The sequence below is a fragment of the Curtobacterium sp. MCBA15_004 genome (assembly GCF_001865055.2).
Taxonomy (GTDB): Bacteria; Actinomycetota; Actinomycetes; order Actinomycetales; family Microbacteriaceae; genus Curtobacterium.
Window position 1 is genome coordinate 1,671,770 of record NZ_CP126266.1, and the last position, 25,972, is coordinate 1,697,741.

22 protein-coding genes are annotated in these 25,972 nt (G+C 72.1%); 9 read left to right on the forward strand and 13 right to left on the reverse strand.

The window, feature by feature from the left end; translation table 11 throughout:
* Positions 1–68 precede the first annotated feature (68 nt).
* Positions 69–2,003, forward strand: a complete 1,935-nt coding sequence (gene dxs, locus QOL16_RS07870) for a 1-deoxy-D-xylulose-5-phosphate synthase (protein WP_071284819.1) — start codon at positions 69–71, stop codon at positions 2,001–2,003.
* A 273-nt stretch (positions 2,004–2,276) separates the two neighbouring features.
* On the opposite strand, the gene QOL16_RS07875 is transcribed toward dxs, so the two are convergent.
* From QOL16_RS07875 to QOL16_RS07890, 4 genes are all read right to left on the reverse strand, one after another.
* Positions 2,277–4,415 (reverse strand): 3-hydroxyacyl-CoA dehydrogenase NAD-binding domain-containing protein, encoded by a 2,139-nt coding sequence (locus QOL16_RS07875; RefSeq protein ID WP_071284934.1) that lies wholly within the window; start codon positions 4,413–4,415, stop codon positions 2,277–2,279.
* Positions 4,416–4,417: 2 nt separating this feature from the next.
* On the reverse strand, positions 4,418–5,629 hold the full coding sequence (locus QOL16_RS07880) for a thiolase family protein (RefSeq protein WP_065965055.1): 1,212 nt from the start codon (positions 5,627–5,629) through the stop codon (positions 4,418–4,420).
* Between the two features lie 126 nt (positions 5,630–5,755).
* Entirely contained in the window at positions 5,756–6,946 is a 1,191-nt protein-coding gene (locus QOL16_RS07885; RefSeq protein ID WP_071284946.1) for an HRDC domain-containing protein, read from the reverse strand.
* A gap of 215 nt (positions 6,947–7,161) precedes the next feature.
* Positions 7,162–7,743 carry a DUF3000 domain-containing protein gene (locus QOL16_RS07890; protein ID WP_065963916.1) on the reverse strand — a complete coding sequence of 194 codons (582 nt, stop codon included), beginning with the start codon at positions 7,741–7,743 and terminating at the stop codon, positions 7,162–7,164.
* Between the two features lie 23 nt (positions 7,744–7,766).
* Between QOL16_RS07890 and QOL16_RS07895 the strand changes: the two genes are divergently transcribed.
* A complete protein-coding gene (locus QOL16_RS07895) occupies positions 7,767–8,990 on the forward strand; it encodes a S9 family peptidase (protein ID WP_071284935.1) in 1,224 nt (407 codons plus the stop codon).
* Positions 8,991–9,076: 86 nt separating this feature from the next.
* Here the strand turns inward: QOL16_RS07895 and QOL16_RS07900 are convergent, their stop codons facing one another.
* Positions 9,077–9,526: a SufE family protein gene (locus QOL16_RS07900; protein ID WP_065963913.1), complete on the reverse strand. Its 450-nt coding sequence runs from the start codon at positions 9,524–9,526 to the stop codon at positions 9,077–9,079.
* A complete protein-coding gene (locus QOL16_RS07905; protein ID WP_071284936.1) occupies positions 9,523–10,434 on the reverse strand; it encodes a sulfurtransferase in 912 nt (303 codons plus the stop codon). The genes QOL16_RS07900 and QOL16_RS07905 overlap by 4 nt, the downstream gene beginning before the upstream one ends.
* 212 nt (positions 10,435–10,646) lie before the next feature.
* Here QOL16_RS07905 and zapE point away from each other — a divergent pair, with 212 nt between their 5' ends.
* Both zapE and QOL16_RS07915 read left to right on the forward strand, forming a co-directional pair.
* A complete protein-coding gene (gene zapE, locus QOL16_RS07910; protein WP_083395082.1) occupies positions 10,647–11,597 on the forward strand; it encodes a cell division protein ZapE in 951 nt (316 codons plus the stop codon).
* A 417-nt stretch (positions 11,598–12,014) separates the two neighbouring features.
* The gene (locus QOL16_RS07915; protein WP_065963908.1) at positions 12,015–13,289 is read left to right on the forward strand and encodes an ammonium transporter; all 1,275 of its coding nucleotides are present in this window, start codon (positions 12,015–12,017) and stop codon (positions 13,287–13,289) included.
* A gap of 205 nt (positions 13,290–13,494) precedes the next feature.
* Here the strand turns inward: QOL16_RS07915 and QOL16_RS07920 are convergent, their stop codons facing one another.
* Positions 13,495–14,466: an aldo/keto reductase gene (locus QOL16_RS07920; protein ID WP_065963906.1), complete on the reverse strand. Its 972-nt coding sequence runs from the start codon at positions 14,464–14,466 to the stop codon at positions 13,495–13,497.
* A 133-nt stretch (positions 14,467–14,599) separates the two neighbouring features.
* Here QOL16_RS07920 and QOL16_RS07925 point away from each other — a divergent pair, with 133 nt between their 5' ends.
* On the forward strand, positions 14,600–14,992 hold the full coding sequence (locus QOL16_RS07925) for a ChaB family protein (RefSeq protein WP_065963902.1): 393 nt from the start codon (positions 14,600–14,602) through the stop codon (positions 14,990–14,992).
* A 228-nt stretch (positions 14,993–15,220) separates the two neighbouring features.
* On the forward strand, positions 15,221–16,189 hold the full coding sequence (locus QOL16_RS07930) for a beta-ketoacyl-ACP synthase III (RefSeq protein ID WP_065963900.1): 969 nt from the start codon (positions 15,221–15,223) through the stop codon (positions 16,187–16,189).
* A gap of 77 nt (positions 16,190–16,266) precedes the next feature.
* On the opposite strand, the gene QOL16_RS07935 is transcribed toward QOL16_RS07930, so the two are convergent.
* The 6 genes from QOL16_RS07935 to QOL16_RS07960 form a co-directional block, all read right to left on the reverse strand.
* Positions 16,267–17,190: a hypothetical protein gene (locus tag QOL16_RS07935; protein WP_175473110.1), complete on the reverse strand. Its 924-nt coding sequence runs from the start codon at positions 17,188–17,190 to the stop codon at positions 16,267–16,269.
* Between the two features lie 150 nt (positions 17,191–17,340).
* Positions 17,341–18,303 (reverse strand): hypothetical protein, encoded by a 963-nt coding sequence (locus QOL16_RS07940; RefSeq protein ID WP_071246881.1) that lies wholly within the window; start codon positions 18,301–18,303, stop codon positions 17,341–17,343.
* A 382-nt stretch (positions 18,304–18,685) separates the two neighbouring features.
* Positions 18,686–19,054, reverse strand: coding sequence for a flagellar assembly protein FliW (gene fliW / locus QOL16_RS07945; RefSeq protein WP_065963896.1), 369 nt, complete (start codon positions 19,052–19,054; stop codon positions 18,686–18,688).
* The gene (locus QOL16_RS07950; protein WP_065963893.1) at positions 19,051–19,932 is read right to left on the reverse strand and encodes a flagellin; all 882 of its coding nucleotides are present in this window, start codon (positions 19,930–19,932) and stop codon (positions 19,051–19,053) included. The genes fliW and QOL16_RS07950 overlap by 4 nt, the downstream gene beginning before the upstream one ends.
* A 2-nt stretch (positions 19,933–19,934) precedes the next feature.
* Positions 19,935–21,350: a flagellar hook-associated protein FlgK gene (gene flgK / locus QOL16_RS07955; RefSeq protein ID WP_071284948.1), complete on the reverse strand. Its 1,416-nt coding sequence runs from the start codon at positions 21,348–21,350 to the stop codon at positions 19,935–19,937.
* A gap of 7 nt (positions 21,351–21,357) precedes the next feature.
* Complete coding sequence (locus tag QOL16_RS07960) at positions 21,358–21,846, reverse strand: flagellar protein FlgN (RefSeq protein ID WP_071284938.1); 489 nt, start codon at positions 21,844–21,846, stop codon at positions 21,358–21,360.
* Positions 21,847–22,294: 448 nt separating this feature from the next.
* Between QOL16_RS07960 and QOL16_RS07965 the strand changes: the two genes are divergently transcribed.
* The 3 genes from QOL16_RS07965 (at position 22,295) to fliD (ending at position 25,961) form a co-directional block, all read left to right on the forward strand.
* Positions 22,295–23,110, forward strand: a complete 816-nt coding sequence (locus QOL16_RS07965; RefSeq protein WP_065963886.1) for a sigma-70 family RNA polymerase sigma factor — start codon at positions 22,295–22,297, stop codon at positions 23,108–23,110.
* Positions 23,111–23,279: 169 nt separating this feature from the next.
* Entirely contained in the window at positions 23,280–24,470 is a 1,191-nt protein-coding gene (locus tag QOL16_RS07970; RefSeq protein ID WP_071246884.1) for a flagellin, read from the forward strand.
* Positions 24,471–24,560: 90 nt separating this feature from the next.
* On the forward strand, positions 24,561–25,961 hold the full coding sequence (fliD, locus tag QOL16_RS07975; protein ID WP_071246885.1) for a flagellar filament capping protein FliD: 1,401 nt from the start codon (positions 24,561–24,563) through the stop codon (positions 25,959–25,961).
* The last annotated feature ends 11 nt before the right edge of the window (positions 25,962–25,972 follow it).

Here is a 25,972-nt window from a genome sequence, read left to right on the forward strand (position 1 = left end):
CACGGGCCTCCAGTCCGTCGTCCGGTCGCGCGGATAGTGTGGGGGCCTGCCCCACGAAAGGAGCGCCCGTGAGCCTGCTCTCGAGCATCACGTCGCCGCGTGACCTGAAGCGTCTGTCGGACGCGCAGATGACCGACCTCGCCGCGGAGATCCGGCGGTTCCTCGTCGCCGAGGTCGCGAAGACCGGCGGGCACCTGGGGCCGAACCTCGGTGTCGTGGAGCTCACCCTCGCGATGCACCGCGTGTTCGACTCCCCGCACGACCCGTTCGTGTTCGACACGGGGCACCAGTCGTACGTGCACAAGCTCGTCACGGGGCGGCAGGACTTCTCGCGGCTGCGGGAGCGGGGTGGGCTCGCGGGCTACCCGCAGCGGCGCGAGTCGGAGCACGACATCGTCGAGTCCTCGCACGCGTCGTCGTCGCTGTCCTGGGCGGACGGCATCTCCCGCGCCTTCCGGCAGACCGGGCAGGACGACCGCACCGTGGTCGCCGTCGTCGGTGACGGCGCGCTGACCGGCGGGATGACGTGGGAGGCGCTCAACAACATCTCGGACAGCAACGACCGCCGGCTCGTGATCGTCGTGAACGACAACGGGCGGTCCTACGCCCCGACGATCGGCGGCATGGCCCGGTTCCTCAGCTCGGTGCGCACGCGCCGCGAGTACCGCGCGCTGTTCGAGAAGTCGCAGGCGGTCGCATCGCACTTCGGCGCCCCCGGTCGGGCGTTCTACCGTGGGCTGCGCGGGGGGCTGCACGGGTTCCTGGCCCGGTTCACGAACAACGAGGCGCTGTACTCGAACCTCGACATCAAGTACATCGGTCCGGTGAACGGGCACGACCAGCGCGCGATGGAGGCGGCGCTCCGGCAGGCGAAGGCCTACGGCGCGCCGACGATCGTGCACGCGATCACCGAGAAGGGGCACGGCTTCGAGCCGGCGCTCCGCGACCAGGCCGACCAGTTCCACGCGGTCGGGCACATCGACCCGGAGACCGGTGAGTCGCTCGACGTGTCGTCGGGGCCGTCGTGGACGTCGGTGTTCGCCTCGACGCTCGCGGACATCGGCTCGGAGGACGAGCGGATCGTCGCGATCACCGCTGCGATGCTCCGCCCGACCGGGCTGCACCTGTTCCAGGAGCGGCACCCGTCCCGCGTCATCGACGTCGGCATCGCCGAGCAGCACGCCGTGACGACCGCCGCCGGCCTGGCGTACGGCGGGCTGCACCCCGTGGTGGCGCTCTACGCGACCTTCCTGAACCGGGCGTTCGACCAGGTGCTCATGGACGTCGCCCTGCACCGCGCCGGGGTGACGTTCGTCCTCGACCGTGCCGGCATCACCGGGCCGGACGGGCCGTCGCACCACGGGATGTGGGACCTCGCGCTGCTGCAGGTCGTGCCCGGGATCCGCATCGCGGCACCCCGGGACGCCGTCACGCTGCGCGAGGAACTCCGCGAGGCCGTGGCCGTCGACGACGCACCGACCGTGCTGCGCTGGTCGAAGGGGTCGGTCGGCCCGGACCTGCCGGCGCTCCGACGACTGGCCGACGGGGTCGACGTGCTGCGCGACCCGGCCGACGGACAGGAGCCGGATGTGCTCCTCGTGGCCGTCGGCTCGATGGTGCCCGTGGCGCTCGACGCGGCGGCGCTGCTCGAGGCGCAGGGGATCGGCGCGACCGTCGTCGACCCGCGCTGGGTCGTGCCCGTCCCCGGGTCGCTCGTCGACCTGTCCCGCGAGCACCGGCTCGTCATCACGATCGAGGACGGCGTGCGCGTCGGCGGAGTCGGCACGCGGCTGCGCCAGGACCTGCGCGCCGCGGGGGTCGACACGGGTGTGAACGAACTCGGGTTGCCGGACGCGTTCATCGACCACGCGTCGCGGTCCGAGATCCTGGCGGACGCGGGACTGACCGCGCAGGTGATCGCCCGGGACGTCATCGACCAGGTCGTCGGGACGAAGGTGCCGCAGGCGAAGCCGGCGCGGTCGCGGGAGTCCGCCGGGCGCTGAGGGCGCGGTGCGCGGGGCGTGCCGCGCGGCGCGCGGCGGCGCGACGTGCTCGCGCACAACGGAAAGCACCGCGCGCCACGGGAATCCGTGGCGCGCGGTGCTTTCCGCTGTGCAGGGGTTGGCGGCGGCCGCGGCGGCGTGCCGCTCGGCGCCGCGGGCGCCGCTCGGCGCCGCGGGCGCCGCTCGGCGCCGCGACGTGCTCGCGCACAAGCGGAAGCAGCTCGCGCCACGGGGATCCGTGGCGCGAGCTGCTTCCGCTCGTGCAGGGCGCGGCTAGCGCGAGGCGGGGCCGACGATCGCCGGGTCGTGGAACGTGCCGCCGAAGACCCGCTCCGAGGCACCGGAACGGTCGAGGTACGGGCTGATGCCACCGGCCTGGAACGGGTAACCGGCGCCGAGGATCAGACCGAGGTCGATCTCCTCGACGTGCTCGACCACGTGGTCCTCGAGCATGCGGTGCACCTCGTCGGCCAGGGCGTCCTCGAACCGGCGCTGCATCTCAGCGGCGTCGACCGGCTTCGCGTCCTTCTTCGCGGGTGCGACGAGCTTCACGGCAGCGGGGTCGTACCCGGTCGCGTTGCCCTTCTTGTCGCGGGTCAGGATCGTCCCGTGCTCGGCGATGCGCTTCAGCCCGTCACCGGGGTAGAAGCGCTCCGGCCAGGCGGCGTGGTGCGAGTCGAGCACGTGCGCGCCGACCGGCAGGCCGACCAGTTCGAGCAGCTCGAAGGGCGACATCGGGAGGCCGAGCGGTGCCGCACCCTCGGCGACGGTCTCGAAGGAGGTGCCCTCCTCGACGCCGCGCATGGCCTCGCCGAGGACACGGGCGAGCACCCGGTTCACGACGAAGCCCGGCTGGTCGGCCGTGATGATCGCGGTCTTCTTGAGCGTCTTCGCGACGGCCAGCGCGGTTGCCAGCGTCTCGTCCGAGGTCTGCTCGGTCCGGACGACCTCGAGCAGGGGCATCACGGCGACCGGGTTGAAGAAGTGGAAGCCGACGAGCCGCGACGGGTCGGACAGGACCGAGCCCATCTCGGACACCGACAGCGAGGACGTGTTCGTCGCCAGGATCGCGTCCGGGGCGATGACCTGCTCGATCTTCCGGAACACCTCCTGCTTGACGCTCATCTCCTCGAAGACGGCCTCGATGACCCAGTCGGCGTCCGCGAACGCGTCGTAGGACACCGAACCGCTGACGAGCGCCGAGATCCGGTTCGCGTCGTCGGGGGAGATGCGCCCCTTCTCGCGGAGCTTGGCGACCTCGCCGCGGATGCGCTCGACACCCGCGTCCACGCGCGCCTGGTCGACGTCGGTGATGACGACCGGCACACCGAGGCGGCGGGCGAACAGGAGCGCGAACTGCGACGCCATGAGCCCGGCGCCGAGGACACCGACCTTCGTGATCTTCTTCGCCTCGACGTCGGCGGGGGCACCCACCGGACGCTTCGCGCGCTTCTGGACGAGGTCGAACGCGTACATCGACGCCGCGAACTGGTCCCCGGCGAGGAGGTCGGCGAGTGCGTCGTCCTCACCCGCGAAGCGCTCCTCGAGCGAGCCGGACTTCGCGGCGGCGACGAGGTCGAGCGCGCGGAACGGCGACTTCGGCACCGTGCCGATCTTCGACGCGACCTGCTGGCGGGCGACCTTGACGACCGTGCCCCACGCGGCCTTCTCGAGCATCCCGGGCTCGTTGGCGCGCTTGACCTTCGTCCGACCGGACACGACGCCGTCGGCCCACGCGACCGCCGAGGGCAGGAACGTGACCGACGGGATGAGGGCGTCGCCGATGCCGATCTCGACCGCGGCCGGACCGTCCATCAGGCGGTTGTTCTTGAGCGGGTTCTCGACGATGACGCGGAGCGCCTTCTCCGGACCGATCAGGCGGGGGAGCAGCGTCGCCCCGCCCCAGCCGGGGATGATCCCGAGGAACACCTCGGGCAGACCGATGCCCTGCGCTGCGGAGGAGAACACCCGGTAGGTGCAGTGCAGCGCGACCTCGAGGCCGCCGCCGAGGGCGATCCCGTTCACGAACGCGAACGAGGGCACCCCCAGGTCGCTGAACTTCCGGAGCGTCGCGTGCCCGAGCACGCCGAGCTCGTGTGCGACCTCGCGGGACGGCAGCGCCGCGGCCTGCGACAGGTCGGCGCCGGCGGCGAAGCAGTACTCCTTGCCGGTGATCGCGACGGCCTGGACGTCGCCCTTCGCGGCCTCGTCGCGCAGGGTGTCGAGCACGTCGGACAGCTCGCGCATGGTGCGCGGGCCGAGCGTCGACGGACGCTTGTAGTCCTTGCCGTTGTCGAGCGTGATGAGCGCGAGGGTGCCACCGGAGGGCAGCGCCACGTGCTTGACGTACGAGTGCGTGACGACCTCGTCCTCGCTCAGCGCGGTCAGCTGGTCGATCGGGGTGGTGGTCATGCTCAGGCCGCCTTCCGTGCCGCGCTCTTGCTGAAGTTCGGGTTCTCCCAGATGACGGTCCCGCCCTGGCCGAGCCCGATGCACATCGTGGTGATGCCGTACCGGACGTCCGGCCGCTCGGCGAACTGCGCCGCGAGCTGGTTCATGAGCCGGACACCGCTCGACGCGAGCGGGTGCCCGACGGCGATCGCGCCGCCCCAGGCGTTCACGTTCGGGGAGTCCTGCGCGATGCCGTAGTTGTCGAGGAAGGCGAGCACCTGGACGGCGAACGCCTCGTTGATCTCGAACAGACCGATGTCGTCGATCGTCAGCCCGGCCTTGCGGAGCGCCTTGTCGGTCGCGGGGACCGGGCCGATGCCCATGACCTCGGGGTCGACGCCCGCGAAGGCGAACGAGACCATGCGCATCTTCGTCGGCAGGCCGTGCTGCTTGGCGCCCTCCTCGGACGCGAGCAGGCTCATCGTGGCGCCGTCGTTCAGGCCGGCCGCGTTGCCGGCGGTGACCCGTCCGTGGGGCCGGAACGGCGTGCGCAGGGCGGCCAGCGCCTCCAGGGTGGTGCCCGGTCGCGGCGGCTCGTCCGCCGTGACGACGTCCCAGCCCTGTCCGGTGTTGACCTCGACGGGGACCACGTCGGGCTGCAGCTTGCCGGCGCCCCAGGCGGCGGCGTAGCGCTGCTGGGACTGGACGGCGAAGGCGTCCGTGCGGTCCTTCGTGATGGCGGGGAAACGGTCGTGCAGGCGCTCGGCCGTGCTGCCCATGACGAGCGCGTCGCTCGCGACCATGCGCTCGGCCACGAAGCGCGGGTTGACGTCCGCGTTGAACCCCATCGGGTGGCGCCCCATGTGCTCGACGCCACCGGCGATCGCGACGTCCGCGGCGCCGAAGGCGATCGCGCCGGCGAGCGTCGTGACGCTCGTCATGGCGCCCGCGCACATGCGGTCGATGGCGTAGCCGGGGACCGACTTCGGCAGCCCGGCGAGCATGCCCACGGTCCGGCCGAGGGTCAGGCCCTGGTCGCCCTGCTGGGTGGTGGCGGCCACGGCGACGTCGTCGACCGCCGCTCCGTCGAGCTGGGCGTTCCGGTCGAGGAGCCCCCGCATCGCGTGGACCGCGAGGTCGTCCGCGCGGGTCTTCCAGAACACCCCCTTCTCGCCTGCTCGTCCGAACGGGGTGCGAACGCCGTCCACGAAGACGACGTCTGATGCCTTGGGCAATCTGGGCCTCCAGATCCTCACTGATCGAGTCGGGACACCTGTCGCCCCGACCTGCCGGGCTGCACCCGGCGACGGCCTCGACGCTATGCCCCGAGGCTGGGCGGACGCATGCCCGTTGGGGTGTTCCTACGAGTCGGTGTTGCTCTCCGCAGCAGGCTCCTGTGCGTCTGCGACAAAGGCGTGTGCGATGAGCGAAGCGGTCTCCTCGACCTGCCACGGCCGCGCGTCGTGGGACGCGAGGGCGGCGCCCACGGTCTCGGTCGCGATCGGCTTCGGCGGGTCCCACGAGACCACGCGGAGGGTCTCCGGCGTGAGCAGGTTCTCGACGGGCAGGTCGAGCTCCTCCGCCCGGGCGACGACCGCCGCACGGGCCGCCTTGTACCGGCGGTCGGCCTCCGGGTTGCGCTCCGCCCACGCGCGGGGCGGCGGCAGCGTGGCCTCGCCGGAGCCGCGGAGCTTCGGCAGGTCGTCCGTCGTGCGGCCCTCCTCCACGGCGGCCCACCAGCGGTCGAGTTCGGAGCGGCTCGCGCGGCCGGTGAAGGCCTTGACCGCGCTGAGCTCGGCCTTCGTCGCGGGGGCGGCAGCGGCGGCGGCGACGATCGCGGAGTCCGGGATCGTCCGGCCGGGCGCGACGTCGGTCTCGCGCGCGAACGCGTCACGGGCCGTCCACAGCGCCCGGGCGATCGCGAGGGCCCGTGCACCGCGCAGGGCGTGCATGCCGGACAGGCGACGCCAGGGCTCGGCGCGGGGCGGCTTCGGGGCTCGTGCGAGGACCGCCGCGAACTCCTCGGCGGCGATGCGCGACTTGCCCGCGGCGTCGAGCTCGGTCGCGAGCGCGTCGCGGAGGTCGGGGAGCAGCTCGACGTCGAGCGCGGCGTAGACCAGCCAGGCCTGCGGCAGTGGTCGGGTCGACCAGTCGGCGGCCGAGTGCGCCTTGGCGAGCGTGATGCCGAGCAGCTGCTCGACGACCGCTCCGAGGCCCACGCGGGGGAACCCGGCGATACGGGCCCCGAGCTCGGTGTCGAAGATGCGGGTCGGGACCAGGCCGACCTCCTGCAGGCAGGGCAGGTCCTGCGAGGCGGCGTGGAACAGCCACTCCTCGTCGACGATCGCGTCCTGCAGCTCGGAGAAGTCGCCGATCGCGATCGGGTCGAACAGGAAGGCGCCCGCGCCGCGGCGGAAGACCTGGATGAGGTACGCCCGCTGCGAGTACCGGTAGCCGCTGGCGCGCTCGGCGTCGACCGCGACGGGCCCGTGGCCGGCGGCGATCGCACGGACGGCCTCGAGGTACTCGTCGTGCTCCTCGATGACGTGCACCGTGGCGTGCGCGGCCTCGAACGCCGGGTCCGCCGGACGCGTGGCGCCGCCGCCGCGCGTGGTGCGGCCCGTCGGAGCGGCGTCGCCGGACGCTGCGGTGCGACCGGAGGCAGCGGCGTCGCCGGACGCTGCGGTGCGACCCGAGGCAGCGGCGCCGCCGGATTCGGCGGGGGAGCCGGACGGAGCGGGGGTGCCGGCGGGTGCGGCGGGGTCGGTCACTTCGTGGTCCTCCTCGGAGCCAGCAGCGTCACGCCGTCCGAGGCCGGCGGGAGACCGGCGAGCATCGCCACGATCTCCTCCCAGGCCTCGACGTGCGCGGTGAGGTCCTCGTCGCGGGGCGTCCACGAGGCCCGGAGCTCGAGCTGTGCGCCGTCCCCCTGGGCCGCGAGGTCGCCGTAGCCGCGCGAGATGATCTTGGTCGCCGTCCCCGATGCCCGGTCGTACGTCGCGCCGTGCGCCGCGAGCGCGTCGACGAGCCAGCTCCACGTCACGTCGGCGACGAACTCGTCGACGCCGATCTCCGGCTCGAGGGGCGCCTGGGCGAAGGTCACGACGCGGAACGCGCCGCCCCAGCCCTCGGGTTCCTCGGGGTCGTACAGGGCGATGAACCGGCCGGTCCCGAGGTCCGAGTCGATGCCGTGCACGGCTCCGCTGACGTCCGCCGCGAGGGCGATCGAGTACGGCGCGATCCGCGAGGGCGAGGGGATCTCGGTGACGGTGGTCTCGGTGCGGGTCCCGCCCGACTCGACGAACGCACGCAGTCGCGCGAAGGCCTCGGGCTCTCGGGAATCGGACACGCATGCAGACTAGGCTCCCGGCCATGTCCCGATCCGCGCGACCCGCCGAGGACGTCGTCCAGGAGACCGCACGATCGGCCGGTTTCGTCGCCCTGGGGGCGGGCATCGCGGCGGCAGCCGTCGCCACCGCGGTGGTCGGTGGCTTCGTCGCCGCCGTCGCCCGTGCCGTCGTGACGCCCGACCGCAAGCGCACCGAACGCGTCCCGATCCACGCCGTCGACACCGACGCGATGACCGTCACGCTCGAACGCACCGCCGACACGGAGCTGCAGGGCCGCTACAGCCTGTGGTTCGGCGGCGGTACCGGGCACATGCGGATCGGCGAGGTCCTCGGCACGACGGAGACGACGGTCACCCGGCGGATCATCGCGGTCGACGCGGGCGACCCGACCGCCGCGCGACGCGGACGCTGGGGCGGCTGGTTCTACCTGACCCCCGGCGAGCTGGACGTCCCCGTCGAGGACGTCGACGTCCCCACGCCGAACGGTCCCGCACCGGCCTGGGTCGTCCGCGCCGACGACCCCGACGCACCGTGGGCGGTCCTGGTGCACGGCCGCGGCGTGACCCGCGCCGAGACGATCCGGGCGGTGCCGGTCTTCCGCGCCGCCGGCTACTCGGTCGTCCTCGCGTCGTGGCGGAACGACGGCGTCGCCCCGCGGAGCGCCGACGGTCGGTACGGCCTCGGCAGCACCGAGTGGGAGGACGTCGACGCGGTCCTCCGGTGGCTGTCCGCGCGGGGTGCGAGCAGCGTCGTGCTGATGGGGTGGTCGATGGGCGGCGCGGTCGTGCTGCAGACCCTCGTCCGCTCTCGGTTCGCCGGACTCGTCGACGGCGTCGTCCTCGAGTCCCCGGTCGTCGACTGGCACGCGGTGCTGAAGTCGCAGAGCCGGGTGCTCAAGCTGCCGCGGCCGGTCCGCAAGGTCGCTCAGCGCGTCCTCCGCACACCCGTCCTGCACCGGGTCGCCGGTCTGCAGCGCCCGGTCGACCTGCGCGAGCTCGACATGGTCGCCCGCTCGGACGAGCTGACGGTGCCGATCCTCATCCTGCACAGCGACGACGACGGGTTCGTGCCGTCGTCCGCGTCGCACGACCTCGCGCGGGCGCGGCCGGACATCGTCCGGCTCGAGGTGCAGACCACCGCGCGGCACACCAAGCTCTGGAACCACGACGCCGACTGGTTCGACGCCCGCATCCTCGCGTGGCTGACCGAGGTGGTGCAGCCGACCGACGCGACCAGCGCCCGGTAGACGCGACCGGCTGACGGACGGGAGGCACGGTGCCAGCCGGCACCGTGCCTCCCGTCCGTCAGGGGGTCGTGATCAGGCGGTCGCCGTCAGGCGGCGACCGCCGCGCGCACCTGCCGCTGCACCCGGCCGAGCATCCCGACCATCCCGCGGATGCGCAGGGGGCTGACCGCCTCGCTCAGCCCGAGGGTCAGCGGGTAGTCGGTCGGGACGGCGAGCACCTGCTCGGCGGTCAGGCCGGACAGCCCCTGCGCGAGGATCGAGGCGAAGCCCCGGGTGGTGGGTGCCTCGCGCGGCGCGGTGGCGTGCATGCGGACGACGTCGGGCTCGTCGCCGTCGGCACCGACCGTCACGGTGATGAACACGGGGGACTGGCACTCCTCGACGCGTTCGAGCTCGTCCTCGTGCCCCTGCAGCCGCTCGGGCAGCGCGGGCAGTTCGTCGGAGAACTCGAGGAGCAGCTGGAGGCGGTCCTGCTGCGTCAGCTCGAGGAAGTCGTCGCGGATCTCGGCGAGGGACTGGGGGAGTTCGGTGCTCATCGGGAGGGAACGGTACCCGGTTCGCTGCCGACGGCGATCGGCACGCGGACGGCGCTGCCCCACTCGGTCCACGATCCGTCGTAGTTGCGGACGTTCTCGTACCCGAGCAGGTGCTGCAGGACGAACCAGGTGTGGCTCGACCGCTCGCCGATGCGGCAGTACGCGACGACCTCGTCGGCGTCACCGATGCCGGCACCGTCGCGGTACACGGCGTCGAGCTCCTCGCGGGTCTTGAACGCGCCGTCCGGTGCGGCCGCGGTGGCCCACGGGATGTTCACGGCGGTGGGGACGTGGCCGGCGCGGAGGGCGCCCTCCTCCGGGTAGTCGGGGGCGGTGGTGCGGGAGCCGTCGTACTCGGCGGGGCTCCGGACGTCGATGAGGGGCTTGCCGAGGTGGGCGAGCACGTCCTCCTTGAAGGCACGGACCTCGTCGTCGCGGCGCTCGACCACGGGGTACTCGACGGGCGCGACCTCGGTGCGGTCCCGCGTCAGCGCGCGGTCCTCGGCGATCCACTTGGCGCGGCCGCCGTCGAGCAGGCGGACGTCCTCGTGGCCGAAGAGCGTGAAGACCCAGAGGGCGTAGGCGGCCCACCAGTTGTTCTTGTCGCCGTAGATGACGACCGTGGTGTCGCGTCCGATGCCCTTGCCGCCGACGAGCTCGGCGAACCGGGCGCCGTCGACGTAGTCGCGCTGCACCGGGTCGTTGAGGTCGGTGTGCCAGTCGATCTTCACCGCACCGGGGACGTGGCCGGTCTCGTAGAGCAGGACGTCCTCGTCGGACTCGACGACAACCAGGTCGGGCGAACCGACCCCGGCGTCGAGCTGCTCCTGGAGCCACTCGGTCGACACCAGGCGCTCCGGGTGGGCGTAGGCGGCGAACTTCTCGGACGGGTCGACCGGTGCGGTCATCGGGGGTACCTCCAGGGCGTGACGTCGGGCGGGCCGAGACTAGGATCGGACCTCGGTGCCTGCTGGCAACGGTACGCGGACGTACCGACCGCCACCTGCAACGTGACACCGCACGACAAGCTTCCCGAAGGGCCCCTCGATTGGCTTCCCCCGCAGTGACCTCCGTGCCCGGACACCTCGTCGACCGCGACCCGCAGGTGACGCCGCAGCAGATGGCCGCCGCACTCGTGCCGCCGCCGCAGTTCGCCGACGCGTCCTTCGCGAGCTACCGCCCGGACCCGGAGTACCCGTCGCAGGCCGCCGTGCGCGACGCGGTCGAGGCCTTCGTCGCCACTCGCCCGGAGCCCGCGAGGCGCGGGTTGTTCGGCCGTCGGAAGGCCCCCGAGGCACCTGCACGCTCGGGGGTCTACCTGGACGGCGGGTTCGGTGTCGGCAAGACGCACCTGCTCGCCGCCGCCTACCACGCGGAGCCGTCCCGGAAGACCTTCGGCACGTTCATCGAGTACACCGCCCTCGTCGGGGCGCTCGGGTTCCAGGGCACGGTCGACCTGCTGCGCGGGACGTCGCTCGTCTGCATCGACGAGTTCGAGCTGGACGACCCGGGCGACACGATGGTGATGACCCGGCTCATCAAGGAGCTGGCCGAGACCGGCACGCGCTTCGCTGCGACGTCGAACACCCCGCCCGGCGCGCTCGGCGAGGGCCGGTTCGCGGCGCAGGACTTCCTCCGCGAGATCCAGGCGATGTCGGACCGCTTCGAGACGATGCGGATCGACGGCCTCGACTACCGCCGCCGCGCCGTCGACGAGTCGGCCCGCGTGGTGGACGACGTCGCGGGGGAGCTGCCCGCCGGTGCGACCACGCTCGACGACTTCCGCGCGGTGGTCGCGCACCTCGCGACCGTGCACCCCTCGAAGTACGTCGCGCTCGTCGAGGGGCTCGATGCCGTCGGGCTCACCGACGCCCATGCGTTCACCGACCAGACCGACGCCCTGCGGTGGGTCGCGCTCGTCGACCGGCTGTACGACGCGCAGGTGCGGATCGTCGCCTCGGGCACGCCGCTCGACCAGGTCTACCCGCAGGCGATGCTCGACGGGGGCTACCGCAAGAAGTACCTGCGCGCCGCGTCGCGCGTCGTCGCGCTGTCGCGCGCTGCCGACTGACGGCGCTGTCGCGCGCTGCCGACTGACGGCGCTGTCGCGCGCTGCGGAGTGACGGCGCTGCCGCGCACTGCTGACTGCTGACCGACCTCGCGCTGTCGCGCTGTCGCGCTGTCGCGCTGTCGCGCTGTCGCGCGCTGCTCGCCGCCCTCGCGCTGGTGCGCGCCCTGGACCGGGCCCCGCACCGGACGGGAGGCCCGTGGACGTGCCCGCCACGGGCCTCCCGTCCGACACGGCACAGCCGTTGCCCCGCCTCCTGACGGCGACGTCGGAGGCCCACGAAACACAACGTTCACACGCCGCGTCGCGGCGTTACACCCGCGAAACAGTTCGTGCCCCCTCGTGAAACACCGCGTCGCCAGACTCTGAACACCCGAGGCGGACCGAGAGCCGCACAGCATTCGCGCGAGAGGTGAACAGATGCTCGATCAGGGCCAAACCGGCTTCATCATGATCATGGCTGCACTGGTGTTGTTCATGACACCCGGCCTTGCCTTCTTCTACGGCGGTCTCGTCAAGGCGAAGTCCGTCATCAGCATGATGATGATGTCGTTCGGCGCGATCGCGCTCGTCGGCGTCCTCTGGGTGCTCTACGGCTACGCGATCGCCTTCGCGAACACCGGTGACCACACCGCGGTGTCCGGCATCGTCGGCTTCTTCAGCATCGACTGGAACCAGATCGGTCTCGGCCAGGCGTTCGAGCAGTCGCAGGCCACGAAGCTCGCCGCCACGTACCCGGACCTGGCGTTCGTCGGGTTCCAGGCAACGTTCGCGATCATCACCGTCGCCCTCATCTCCGGCGCCATCGCGGACCGTGCGAAGTTCGGCGCCTGGATGGTCTTCGCGGGCATCTGGGTCACGGTCGTCTACTTCCCCGTCGCCTCCTGGGTCTTCAACCTCACCTCGGGCTGGGCAGCGACGTGGGGCGTCATCGACTTCGCCGGTGGCACCGCAGTGCACATCAACGCCGGTGCCGCGGGTCTCGCGCTCGCCCTGGTGCTCGGCAAGCGCGTCGGCTTCGCCAAGGGCGCGCACAAGCCGCACAACCCGCCCTTCGTCCTCCTGGGCGCCGCGATCCTGTGGTTCGGCTGGTTCGGCTTCAACGCCGGTTCGGCCGGTGCCGCGAACAGCACCGCAGCCCTCGCCTGGGTGAACACGCTCGCCGCCCCCGCTGCCGCGGTCCTCGGCTGGCTGCTCATCGAGAAGATCAAGGACGGCAAGGCCACCTCGGTCGGCGCCGCCTCGGGTGCCGTCGCCGGTCTCGTCGCGATCACCCCGGCCTGCGCCAACCTCACCCCGGGCTGGGGCATCCTGCTCGGCTTCCTCGCCGGCGTGGTCTGCTGCTTCGCGATCGACCTCAAGTACAAGCTCGGCTTCGACGACTCGCTCGACGTGGTGGGCGTCCACCTGGTCGGCGGCGTGTTCGGCACGCTCTACCTCGGCATCTTCGCCAACACGACCGGGCTCATCTACTCAAGCTCGTTCGTCCAGCTCGGCAAGCAGGCGGCAGCGGCCGGTGCGGTCGGCGCGTACTCGTTCGTCCTCGCGTTGGTCATCGGGTTCGCCATCGAGAAGACCATCGGCTTCCGTGTGAAGACCGAGGACGAGGTCGCCGGCATCGACACCGCGGTCCACGGTGAAGAGGGCTACGTCCTCTACGAGGAGTCGGACAAGACCCCGGTCTCGGTCCGGTAGGGCCGGTCGGCCGGAAGGGCCCGCAGGGTCGGACCGGTCGGGACGAAGGGCTCCGCGCACGGCGCGGGGCCCTTCGTCGTGTGCGGGTGAGGTCGCGCGGAGCGGGTCGGAGCGACCCGCACCGCGCCTCCCGTCCGTGGCCGCGACCGCGGCGTGGGGTGGGCCGACGGCGCAGGACTGCGCCGGTCGGCCGCCGCTGGTCAGCTCACCAGGCGTAGTCCTCGGGCGAGGTGCGGTGGCCGGGGAACAGCTCGTCGAGGCGCGCCAGCGTCGCGTCGTCCAGGCGGACGTCCGTCGCGCGGACCGCCGACTCCCACTGCTCCATCGTGCGGGGGCCGGTGATCGGCGCCGTGACGCCGGGCTGGTGGAGGAGCCACGCGAGGGCGAGTTCGCCCGGGGTGTGGCCGAGGTCCTTCGCGAGCGCCTCGTAGGCCGTCAGCTGGTCCCGGTGTCCCTCGACGTACTCGGCGCTCCGGCCCGACAGCCGGCGCGAGCCCTGCTCGGTCTTCTCGATGATGCCGCCGAGCAGCCCGCCCTGGAGCGGTGACCACGGGATGACCCCGAGGCCGTAGTGGCGGGCGGCGGGCAGGACCTCGCGTTCGACGTCGCGGACGACGAGGTTGTAGATCGACTGCTCGCTGACCAGGCCGAGGAAGTTCCGGTGCGCGGCTGCCTCCTGCGCCTGGGCGATGTGCCAGCCGGCGAAGTTGGACGAGCCGACGTAGAGCACCTTGCCCTGCTGCACGGCGAGCTCCATCGCCTGCCAGATCTCGTCCCAGGGCGTGTCCCGGTCGACGTGGTGCATCTGGTACAGGTCGACGTGGTCGGTCTGCAGGCGCCGGAGGCTGGCGTCGAGCGACTGCCGGATGTTGTACGCCGAGAGCTTGCCGCCGTTCGGCCAGTCGATCATCTCGCCGTAGACCTTCGTCGCGAGGACGGTCTTCTCGCGACGACCGCCGCCCTTCGCGAACCAGCGGCCGATGATCTCCTCGGTGGTACCCTTGCCCACCGAGCCGCCGTAGCCGTTGGCGGTGTCGAAGAAGTTCACGCCGAGCTCGTGGGCTCGGTCCATGATCGCGTGCGAGTCGTCCTCGCTGGTCTCCGGGCCGAAGTTCATGGTGCCGAGCACTGCTCGGGACACTGACAACCCTGTCCGACCGAGGTGTGTGTAGTCCATGTGGCCGGTCTACGCGGCGTGGGCTGGGGGAGCCAGGCCCTGGGAGTACCCGGCGGGGTGCGCCGGGGCGTTCCGTCGGTGTCGCCAGGTGCGGGGTGTACGAGGGGAGCACCGATCGACGAGAGGAACGACGATGCCCGCGAAGGACGAGATCCCGAGCACCCTGCGACGTTCGCCCGAGCACGCGCAGGAGATCTTCGAGAAGACGCTCGACTCGGCGAACGAGACCTACGGCCCCGGCGAACGCGCCCACCGCACGGCCTTCGCCGCGGTGAAGCACGAGTACGAGAAGGTCGGTGACCACTGGGAGGAGAAGGACCACCGCGGTCCGTCCGACTCCGGCGCCGAGGGGACGCGCGGGTCCGGGACGACCGAGGGCGGGGTGGACGCGAACGCCACCAAGGCGCACCTCATGGACGTGGCGCGACGACTCGACGTGCACGGACGTTCGTCGATGACGAAGGACGAGCTCGTCGAGGCGATCAAGCGGGCCAACGACCGGGCGACGGCGGCGGCGCGGGAGTGACGCGGGTGTTGGTGGGCGGGCCGCGGACGCCGTTCGTGCCGTCCACAAGGCGGCCGCCGCTCCTGCCGTGCATGCGGCGCGTTCCGCGACTGCCGCGCACTCGGCGCCCGCCGCGTCTGTCGCGCACCCGGCGCTTGCCACTCCTGCCGCGCCTGATCTGGCACCAGCACCCGACGCGCATGCCGCGCTGGGCATGTGGCGCCGGTCGACAGGAGTAGCGTGCCGCGGATGAACACCCCAGCTCTCCGTGGCAGCCGGATCCTCGGGTTCGGGCACCACCAGCCCTCGCGCGTCCTCACCAACGACGAACTGTCGACCATGGTCGACACGAACGACGAGTGGATCACCACCCGGACCGGGATCAAGACCCGGCACATCGCCGGACCGGACGACTCGGTCGTCTCGATGGCCATCGAGGCTGGCCGCAACGCCATCGCCGACGCCGGGCTCCAGCCGTCGGACATCGGTCTGGTCATCGTCGCCTCGACCACGCACCGCGAACGGTCGCCGTACACCGCCGGACGTGTCGCCGCCGCGCTCGGCATGACGAACGGGCCCGCACCGATCGACATCAACACTGCGTGCAGCGGGTTCGAGTACGCCATGGCGCTGGCCGACCAGTCGATCCGCGTCGGGGCGTCCGACACCGCACTGGTCATCGGCTCGGAGACGCTCTCGAGCATCGCCGACTGGTCCGACCGCTCGACCTGTGTCCTCGTCGGTGACGGCGCCGGGGCAGCGGTCCTCGGTGCCTCCGACACCGCCGAGATCGGGCCCGTGTCGTGGGGGAGCGTGCCGCACCTCAACGAGGCCGTGCTCGTCACGCGTGACCCGGAGTACTTCACGCAGCAGGGCCGGTCGATCTACCGATGGGCGATCACCGAGGCCGAGGGGCACGCGCGCGCCGTCGTCGAGGCTGCCGGGCTCACCCTCGACGACATCGAGGTGTTCGCGTTCCACCAGGCGAACCTGCGGATCATCGAACCGCTCGCGGCGGCCCTCGGCGGCGAGTCGAAGTACGTCGTGCGCGACGTCGTCGAGTCGGGCAACACCTCGGCGGCGAGCGTCCCGCTCGGACTCTCGAAGGCGTGGTCGCGCGGTGAGCTGCCCGAGGGTGTGCCGGCGTTGCTGTTCGGTTTCGGCGGCGGGTTCGCGCACGCAGGGCAGGTCGTGACGACGCCGGTCCGGCGGCGCTGAGGCGCGTCGGCGGCGCGCGGCACCACCGGGTCGGGGTGGTCGAGGCTGCGCGTCGCTGACGCCCCCGACCGCCGGGGTCAGCGCAGGGCGGGATCGTCCCGGTCCGGGGTGTCGCCCCAGAGGTCCTCGTCCTGGTCCCGACCGCGGCGCCGCGAGCGTCCGCGCTGCTTCGGTTCCGAGGCCTTCCCGCCGTCGAGCGCCTTCTTCGCCTTGCGGTCCGACACCGGGTTCGCGTCGAGCACGATGGTGAAGTGGCGCGGCGGCAGGCCGAACCCCTCGCGCGACGCCTGGATCACCTTCCGCCCCAGGGCGTGGTTGCCGAGGCCACCCACCGCTGCGCCGATCCCGAAGGGGAGTGCACGGCCGAGGACCGATGCTCCCTGACGTGCGGCGAAACGCTTGATGAACTGGTCGCGCACCTTGCCGCCGATGCCGTTCACGACCTGCTTCGGCAGCGTCGAGGTGACCATCTCGCCCCAGAAGGCCGTCCGTGCCTGACCACCGGCAGCCTGGCCCGCGAGCTGCTTGATGAGCTGCGTCCCGGGCGAGCCGAGGATCAACGCCATGACGAGCGTGCGCGACCGCTCCGGGTCGTCGAGCGCGATGCCGTGGACCTCGGTCACCGACTGGGCGAACAGTGCCGTCGCCTCGAGGAAGCCCACCGTCTCGGCGCCGCTGAGCCCGAGGGCTGCGACCATCCCGACACCCGGGATCACCGCACTCGCGCCGACGGCTGCACCGCCGGTCGTCACGGCTGCCAGGTACTGCCGTTCGAGGATCTGGACGACCTGCTGCGGGTCGGCGTCCGGGTGGCGCCGACGGATCGCGTTCACGTGCGCGACGACGACCGGCCGCTGGACGGCGATGACGCGGTCGAGCATCTTGACCCAGCCCGTCTGCTGCTCCTGCACGCGGCGTCCGTCCTGGTCGTCCGGGCCACCGGCGCGGACCGCTGCGGGCGGCATCGGCACGATCGCCTCGTTCTTCTGCTGTCGAGCCATGCGGACGACCGTACCCGGACCGGGTGGGAGCGACGCTCGGGAGCGTCCCCCTGCGTGCGCCCTCGCCGGGGGCCGGAGCGGGACCGGCTGCGGGGGCGGGGGCGGTCACGGGCGTCGGCGTCGGCGTCGGCCCGGATGTCCGCTCGGTACTCATCGGCACGGCAACCCTGCCCGGACCAACGCCGCCCGCAGTCGTTCGGGGTCCATCAGGTCCGCCCAGGTGACCCGGACGACCCGACGGACCGCTGCGAAGGAACGGACGAAGTCCTCACGCTGCTTCTCCTGCCAGTGCGCCTCGGCGGTCGAACGCCCGGCGAGCATCGCATCGTCCTCGTACTTCGCGCGTCCGTCGACCTCCACGACGACCCCGTGGTCGGGGAACCAGAAGTCGACGACCGCGTCGCGGTGCCCGGGCCGGACGAAGCGGTGTTGCTGGACGGGCTGCGCCAGCCCGAGCTGCCGGAACCGCACCCGGCACACGGACTCCGCCGGCGACCCGGACGCCGCCGACCCCATCTCGACCGCCGCCGCGACCTTCGCGTGCCCCTTCCAGTCGGCCGAGCGCAGTTCGTCGACCAGCATCTCGGGCAGGATGCGCCGATCGTGCAGCGCTGCGTCGATCATCGGCAGCGCGCTGAGCAGCGGTTCCGTGGAAGCGACCTCGACGAGCACGTCGACGAGTGGTTCGACGACGACCCCGGCGAAGTCGGCCGGTCGGAACGGGGGCGTCCCGGACCACCGGTCGGTGCCGGTGCTCGTCCGCTGCCTCGCCGGCCGGACGCGGAGCCGCGCGGTGGTCTCCGTCCGAGACCGTCGCGGGTCGCGGACCTCGACACGGTCCGGCGTCGGGCCGACGAACGGCAGCCCGTGAGCAGCCGCCGCGGACCGGTCCGACAGCACGAGGGGTGGCACGATCCGCGGTGCCGTCGCCCGGACGAGCAACAGGTGCTGCTCCTCGGGACGCAGCCCGGCCACGTCCGCCGGGTCGACCAGCGCTCCCGGCCGCACCGCGACCAGGGTGCCGCGTCGGACCTGGCGCTGCAGGCTGCGGCGTTCCGCGGGTGGGAACCCGCTCGTCCGGATGAGCGGTACTGAGAGGACTCGTTCGTGCATGCCGGCAGCTTGTCGCGGTCGGGCCGAGGGACTGGCGGAAGAGGGCCGACCTGTGGATGGTGAGCCGCGCCTCCCGGCTGTGGAGGAACGCCGCGCGTGCCGGAGGCGACGTCGTCGACGTCGGACGTCAGCGGTGATGACGCTTCTTCGTGGGTGGGACGCATACGTGCGCGTGTTGCGACATCGTCGATGTCGGACGACAGCGGCAGTGACGCTTGTTCGCGCCCGGAACCGGTGCGTGCGCATGATGCGACATTGCCGACGTCGAACGACAGCGGCGGTGTCGATCACCAGCGGCGACCCACAGCCCGGGCGACCCACATCCCGGGCGACCACCAGCCCGGCGAGCCGCAGCCCGGGCGACCCCGCCCGGCCCGGCACCTCAGCGCCGGGCGAGCTCCGCGCGCAGCGGCAGGTCCTGGTCCTCGAGGATGAACTGGGCGCCGACGGCCGTGCGGGCGTTGACCACCACGGGCGCGAGCAGGTTGACGGTCGTCGACTCCGCGCCGGGGTTCGCCACGACGAGCAGCATCGCCTCAGCAGGGTCGGTCAGCCCGATCGTGGCGGCCTGCTCGTCGGACAGCTCGGGCGCGTAGTCGGGCAGGTGCACCGCGGCGTCGAGCACGAACAGTCGGGCGTCGTCGCCGGTGAGCGCGAAGAGCCCCTCGACGCCGTCGACCGGCACGAGCGAGAACACCGGCGCGGGGGACAGGCCGAACGGGGGCACGGGGAAGGTCAGGTCGATGCTCATCGGAGGTAGTCCATCAGGGTCGGCTGCAGGACCTTCGCGGTGACGGCGAGGGCTGCCTGGTAGGTGGTCTGCTGCACCTGGAGGTCGAGGACGGCGCCGGCGAGGTCGAGGTCCTCGATGCCCGAGCGGCGGTTCTCGAGCGACACGGACGTCGACTTCAGCGTGTCCTGGGCGGTGAGCGCGGCGGCGTGCCGGACGCCGACGTCGGCCTGGGTCGCGCGCACGGCGTCGATCGCGCCGTCGACGTCGTTCAGCCGCGGGTTGACGTTCACGCCGGCCTGCAGGTCGGACACGATGCGGTCGATCACGGCGAACGCCGAGGTGTCACCGGAGCCGAAGGCCGCGGCGCCGGGGGTGTCCACCCGGATCGTGGACCCGTCGCCGACGCGGCGCTGCACGGCCGTGGTGGCGCTCGCGAAGCCGGTGCCGGGCGTGTACGCGGCAGCGTCGGTGGAGGAGCCGGCGAACACCGACCGGGTGCCGTACGTGGTGTTCGCGGCGGCCTCGAGGTCGGTCTTCAGGCCGCGGAGCTCGGTGATGAACGCGTCGCGCTCGGTGGTGCCCATCGTGCCGGAGTTCGCGGCCTGCACGGTGAGGTCGCGCACCTTGCCGAGCACCGAGTAGGCCCCGGTCAGGGTGCTGTCGGTCGTCGCGAGCCAGCCGACGGCGTCGTCCGCGTTGCGGGCGTACTGCGCCGCGGCGGCCTGCTCCTTGCGGACCTGCATCGCCGAGCCGGTGCCGACCGGGTCGTCCGACGGGCGGGCGATCGCCTTGAGGGTGGTGGCGCGCTGGGTCGCCTCGGCGACGCGGGCCGCGTTCGCCTGCAGCCGCTCGCCGGCGGCCGCCATCGACATCTGGGTGGTCACACGGGTGATCACGGTCAGCCCCTCCCGACGAGTCCGACGCGGTTGATGAGGGTGTCGAGCATCTCGTCGACCGCGGTCAGGACGCGCGCCGCGCCCTGGTACGCGTGCTGGTAGCTCAGCAGGTTCACGTTCTCCTCGTCGAGGTCGACGCCGGCACCCGACTGCTGCTGGGTGCGTGCGCTGGTGAGTGCGAGGCCGGTCAGCGTCGATTCCGACGTGGCCGTCCTGGAGGCGCTGCCCACCCCCGCCACGAAGCCTGCCCAGGTGCTGTCCGCACCTCCGGCGACCGTGCCGAGTCGCGAGAGCGCGTCGGCGAACGAGTCGTCGAGCTGGTTCGCCGCGTTCCGCGTCGCCAGGCCGGACCCGTCCACGGGGACGACCGACAGGCCCTGGGCGGCGGGGGTGCCCGACGCGAGGGCGAAGAACGGTGCGCCGGCGGTGCCGGTGGGCGTCGTGCCACGGGCGTGTGCCGCGTTGACGGTCGTCGCCAGGGCGGTCGCGACCGCGTCGTAGGACGCCGCGGCCTCGGCCAGGGCGCCGCCGGTGCCTGACGACGCGGGGGCCAGCAGTGACAGTGCGCCGCCGATCGACCCGCCGCCGAGGGCGACGTCGCGCGGCTCGGCACCGGCCCACTGCAGGGTCACGGGTCGGCCGTCGGCCATGCGGTCGGCACCGGCGAGCTGCACGGTGCGGGCGTCGGTGCCCTGCACGAGGGCGTTGCCGTCGAGGAGCACGTCGACCGTGCCGTCGGCGTGCGCCCGCACGGTCCCGCCGGCGAGCCCGGCGATCTGCTGGGTGAGCTGGTCGCGCTGGTCCATCAGCTCGTTCGCGCTCCCGCCGGAGGCGAGGGTCGAGCGGATCCGGCCGTTGAGGTCGGCGACCTGCGCGGCAGCGTCGTTGAGCTGGCCGACCTGCGTCGCGGCGGTGGCCCGGACGGTGGTCCACTGTGCGTCGACGGCGCGGGACCCGGAGGCGAGGGCGCCGGCGACGGTCGACGCGGACGCGATCACCGAGGACGCGGCGCCGGGGTCGTCCGGGTGGGCGGCGAGGCCGCTCCACGAGGACCAGAAGGCGTCGAGCTTCGCGGACAGACCGTCCTTGCCCGGTTCGTGCAGCCCGTCCTCGAGGTCGGACAGCGCGGTGGCGCGGGTCGTCGCCCACGTCGAGGAACCCGTCGCGACGCGGAGCCCCGCGTCCAGCGTCAGGGAGCCGAGCCGTGCGATGCCGTCGACCGAGACGCCCTGACCGGCGAGGGCCGCGGTGCCGTGCACGAAGCCGGTCTGGACGGTGGGGATCGACGACTGCGTGACCCGCTGCCGGGTGTAGCCGGCGGTGCCGGCGTTGGCGATGTTCTGCCCGGTGACGTCGATGCCGGTGCGCGCAGCGGTCAGGCCGGAGTACGCGGTCGCGAGGGATCCGAAGGTGCTCACCACGGTGCTACAGGGTCCCCTCGAACAGGCGGGCGCCGTCGGAGCCGGTGGCCCCCGACGAGCCGGAGGCGTCGTACGTGGCCGCGGAGGTGACCGACCCGGCGAGGGTCTCCTCGGTCGCCTGGGCGGCGGTGCGGAGGAAGCGGTCGTTCTCGTCGCGGAGGGCGCCGATCTGCGTCGTGAGCTCCATCATCGCGGTGAGGTGGGCGGCGAGGATCTCACCCCACGGGCCGGCGGGTGCGGCGGCGACGACGTCGTGCAGCGGTGCCTCGGAGGGCACGCCCCACTCCTCGGCGACGGCGGCGCTCGACGCGGCACGCTCGAGGCCGGTGCTGCGGAGGCGCTCGAGGACCTGCTCGACCTCACGGCTGGCGTGCGACACCCAGCGGGAGCGCCCGGCAGCGAGCAGGAGCTGCTCCTCCTCGAGCTTGAAGGTGAGCAGTTCGAGCAGTTCACGCTCGCGCCAGAGGACGGCGGACAGGTCGTTCACGCTCATCAGCTCCTCCCGGGGGGACGGGTCGTTCGGGGTTCGTTCAGGTCGGTCGGTCCGCCTTCCGGTGGACACCGACGACTATCGACGCGGCGGGACGCGGCGTAAGCACCGACGGACGCGAGAATCCGTCAGGGAAGCACACCGTGCCTCCCGTCCGTACCCGCGCCGGGGGACAAGAACGACCGTTCCCCGCCCTGGGTCCCCAGAAATGCCGACCGGAGAACCCCGTGTGCACCCCCGCACTGGGGTCGATCCTGACAGCGCTCACGGGTTTCACAGCCGATACATTCGAACGGCACGCGGGGGACAGACCCCGCACCGCATCGCAGGGATGCGGGCACCGCCCGGACGGATCCGGGCGGCTCTTCGGCGTACACCACGGCCCTCCGCAGGCCGTCGTCCGTCGTGCCCAGGGACGGGTCAGTCACGCAGGTCGACCAGGGGATGGAACATGGACCGGAACGCACGCAACGCGATGATCGTGGAGCACCTGCCGCTCGTCGGCTACATCGTCGCCGACGTCCGTTCCCGCGCCACCCACCTGGACCGTGACGACCTCGCCGCCGTCGGGTCGCTGGCCCTCGTCGCCGCGGCCGAGGCGTTCGACCCGGAGCTCGGCGTGCCCTTCGGTGCGTACGCCCGCACCCGGATCGCGGGCGCCCTCGCCGACGACATGCGTTCCGCCGACTGGGCGTCGCGCGGCACCCGGAAGCGGATCCGCGAGACCCTCGCCACGCAGGAGGCGCTGTCCGCCCGACTCGGCCGGAGCGTCGGCGTGCAGGAGATCGCCGACGCGATGGGTGTCGACCGGCAGACCGCGGCCGGCGCCATGAGCGATGCCGCCCGCACGGTCGGTCCGATCGACGAGACGGTGCACGACACCCTCGCCGCCGACCAGCCGCTGCCGGGCGAGGACCTGCTCGCAGCCGAGAAGCGCCGCTACCTCCGGGCCGCGGTCGCCGCGCTGCCCGAGCGGATGCGGTACGTGGTCGAGAACGTGTACTTCGGCGACCGCACGGTGACCGAGGTCGCCGCCGAGCTCGGCATCACGCACTCGGCCGTGTCGCAGCAGCGCTCCGAGGCGATGCGGCTGCTCCGCGACGGGCTCGCCGAGCACTACGGCGACGGGACCGCGGTCGAGCCGGCCTCGCGGACGACGGCGGCGCGACGGAGCGCGTACCTGGCGCGGGTCGCGGCGAACGCGAGTGCCGGGGTCGCGCGTGCGGTGCACGAGGTCGCGGTGCCGACGGCCGTGGCCGCGGGCTAGGCCTGCGGCTCGCACCGCTCGAGTCTCGCTCCGGCTCGCACCGCTCGAGACTTCTCGACGAGGAAATCTCGTCGGGCGCTAACGACCTCGGCGCACCTGCCGAGAGTCACCCGTGTCAGCCCATGGACGGGCAGACACCACCACCCAAGGATTCACGGAGGAAACCACCATGGGTTTGTCCATCAACACCAACCTCTCGGCACTCAACACGTACCGGAACCTGAACTCGACGCAGAACGACCTGTCGAAGTCCCTCGAGAAGCTCTCGACGGGTCTCCGCATCAACCGCGCTGCCGACGACGCTTCCGGTCTGACGATCTCCGAGGGACTCAAGTCGCAGGTCGGTGGCCTCACGGTCGCCGCCCGCAACGCACAGGACGGCATCTCCGTCGTGCAGACCGCTGAAGGTGGGCTCACCGAGACCCACTCGATCCTCCAGCGCATGCGTGACCTGGCCGTCCAGGCGGGCAACGACTCGAACAACGGCACGTCGCGAGACGCCATCAAGACCGAGGTCGGGCAGCTCCAGCAGGAACTGACCCGTATCTCCTCGTCGACCAACTTCAACGGGATCAACCTGCTCGACGGCAGCAACAACTCGCTGAAGTTCCAGGTCGGCGCGAACGGTGACAAGGGAAGCCAGATCTCGGTCGACCTCTCCGGTGCGAACGTGGCGGCGATCGCGACGAAGCTGACCACCGGATCGGTGCAGAACGCTGGCACGTCCTTCGACGCAGCCCTGGCGACCCTCGGCACGACGGCATCGTTCACGCTCAACCAGACGAACGCCGATGGCTCGACCACCGCGAAGACGGTCACCACGGGGACCCTCTCGTCTGCCAGCGGCACCACCGCCGGCTGGGACAGCGTCCAGGAGTACGCGGACGCACTGTCGAAGGACGCGAACTTCTCGGCCAACTTCAGCGTCTCGGTCGTCAAGGACGACAACGGTGCGGGCAAGGGCATCGTCGTCTCGTCGCTCAGCGGTGGGACGGTCAGCGGCACCACCACGAGTGCTGGTCTGACCAACGGCACCGCCAGCGCGACGTCGCAGGTGGGTGTGCAGTTCGACACCGCCCAGCACGCGCAGGACGCGATCAAGCTGATCGACACGCAGATCGCTGCCGTGTCGGCTGCTCGTTCGAACCTCGGTGCGATCCAGAACCGCTTCGACCACGCCATCAACGTGACGAACGTGGCCAAGGAGAACCTCACCGCGGCGCAGTCCCGCATCACCGACGTCGACATGGCACAGGAGATGGTCAAGTACACGCGCGACAACATCCTGAGCCAGGCCGGCACCTCGATGCTCGCGCAGGCGAACCAGAGCACGCAGGGCGTGCTCTCGCTCCTGCGCTAGCACCCCTGACGCCGTCACCCGGGGGAGTTCGAGCCCCCGGGTGGCGGCGTCACCCTCCCACCACCCGACCCCGACGGCAGGGAGCCCTCGATGTCGTCCGTGTCCTCGGCGAGCAGCCTCGCCATCGACGGTCTGGTCAGCGGTCTCAAGACCTCGGACCTCATCAACTCGCTCATGTCGATCGAGCAGGTCCCGCAGACGCTGCTCAAGAGCAAGCTCACCGACACCAACGCGTTCGTGTCGTCGCTGCAGACGATCAACGGTCTCGTGCAGACCCTGGCCACCAAGGCCTCCGACGCGGCGAAGCCGAGTTCGCTCGACGTGTTCACGGCGAAGAGCTCGGCGACGAGCGTCTCGGTCGCGACCGGCGCCGCGGCGACGGCGGGCTCCGTCAGCTTCACGGTCGGGCAGACCGCCGCGGCGCAGGTCGGTGTCACCCGAGCGATGTCGACGTGGGACGCCCAGGCCGCGCCGATCACGATCGTCGGGTCCGACGGCAAGCAGACCACCGTCACGCCGACCTCGGGATCGCTCGACGACGCCGTCAGCGCGATCAACAAGGCCGGCGCCGGGGTCTCCGCGACGAAGGTCGCAGCGGGCACCGACACCGACGGCACCAAGCTCTACCGCCTGCAGTTCACCGCGACGAAGACCGGTGCCGCCGGAGCCTTCCAGGTGTTCGCGGGCAGCGGCGACCAGGTCACGGCCGGCACCGCGCCGAACGTGCTGTCGGCGACCGGCGCGGCCGTCGTCACGGCGGCCCGCGACGCCTCCGTCACGCTCTGGGCCGGCACGGCCGCAGCGCAGACGGTCACGAGTGCGACGAACACCTTCACCGACCTGCTCCCGGGCGTCGACGTCACGGTCTCGCAGGCCACGACCGACCCGGTCACGGTGACGATCGGGCAGGACACGTCGAAGGCCCAGGCGGTCGCGTCCGGTCTGGTCGACGCGCTCAACGCGATCACGGCCTACTACGGGTCGAACACCGCGGTCACGAGCACGACGAGCCCGACGACGGGCACCACGAGCACCACGGCGGGTGTCCTCACCGGCGACGCGACCACCCGCGACGCCGTGCAGCGCCTGACGAGCACGATGTCGGCCCCGGTGAACGGGAAGTCGCCGTCGTCGATCGGCATCGTCATCACCAAGAACGGTGACTTCACCTTCGACGCCGCGGCGTTCCAGAAGGCCCTCGCCGCGGACCCGGAGGGCACGCAGGCGATCCTGTCCGGCGTCGCGACCAACGTCGGCGCCGCCGCGACGTCCGCCTCGGACAAGTACACCGGTTCCATCACGACGTCGATCACCGGACAGCAGTCCGTCGCGAAGGACCTCACCACCCAGATCGACAGCTGGACCGACCGCCTGACGCAGCGCCGCGCGACCCTGCAGGCGCAGTACGCGGCCCTCGAGACCAGCCTCAGCAAGCTCCAGTCGCAGTCGAGCTACATCGCCAGCCACCTCGCCTCGACGCCGACGAGTTGACGGGAAGACCC

Coding starts and splice junctions, on each gene's coding strand:
- QOL16_RS07875 (WP_071284934.1), bottom strand. CDS start 4,415: ATGACCACCACCCCGATCGACCAGCTGACCGCGCTGAGCGAGGACGAG.
- QOL16_RS07895 (WP_071284935.1), top strand. CDS start 7,767: ATGTCCCGATCCGCGCGACCCGCCGAGGACGTCGTCCAGGAGACCGCA.
- QOL16_RS07960 (WP_071284938.1), bottom strand. CDS start 21,846: ATGAGCGTGAACGACCTGTCCGCCGTCCTCTGGCGCGAGCGTGAACTG.
- QOL16_RS07900 (WP_065963913.1), bottom strand. CDS start 9,526: ATGAGCACCGAACTCCCCCAGTCCCTCGCCGAGATCCGCGACGACTTC.
- fliD (WP_071246885.1), top strand. CDS start 24,561: ATGTCGTCCGTGTCCTCGGCGAGCAGCCTCGCCATCGACGGTCTGGTC.
- QOL16_RS07920 (WP_065963906.1), bottom strand. CDS start 14,466: ATGGACTACACACACCTCGGTCGGACAGGGTTGTCAGTGTCCCGAGCA.
- zapE (WP_083395082.1), top strand. CDS start 10,647: ATGGCCGCCGCACTCGTGCCGCCGCCGCAGTTCGCCGACGCGTCCTTC.
- QOL16_RS07965 (WP_065963886.1), top strand. CDS start 22,295: ATGGACCGGAACGCACGCAACGCGATGATCGTGGAGCACCTGCCGCTC.
- QOL16_RS07925 (WP_065963902.1), top strand. CDS start 14,600: ATGCCCGCGAAGGACGAGATCCCGAGCACCCTGCGACGTTCGCCCGAG.
- QOL16_RS07930 (WP_065963900.1), top strand. CDS start 15,221: ATGAACACCCCAGCTCTCCGTGGCAGCCGGATCCTCGGGTTCGGGCAC.
- QOL16_RS07905 (WP_071284936.1), bottom strand. CDS start 10,434: ATGACCGCACCGGTCGACCCGTCCGAGAAGTTCGCCGCCTACGCCCAC.
- QOL16_RS07970 (WP_071246884.1), top strand. CDS start 23,280: ATGGGTTTGTCCATCAACACCAACCTCTCGGCACTCAACACGTACCGG.
- QOL16_RS07915 (WP_065963908.1), top strand. CDS start 12,015: ATGCTCGATCAGGGCCAAACCGGCTTCATCATGATCATGGCTGCACTG.
- fliW (WP_065963896.1), bottom strand. CDS start 19,054: ATGAGCATCGACCTGACCTTCCCCGTGCCCCCGTTCGGCCTGTCCCCC.
- QOL16_RS07935 (WP_175473110.1), bottom strand. CDS start 17,190: ATGGCTCGACAGCAGAAGAACGAGGCGATCGTGCCGATGCCGCCCGCA.
- QOL16_RS07940 (WP_071246881.1), bottom strand. CDS start 18,303: ATGCACGAACGAGTCCTCTCAGTACCGCTCATCCGGACGAGCGGGTTC.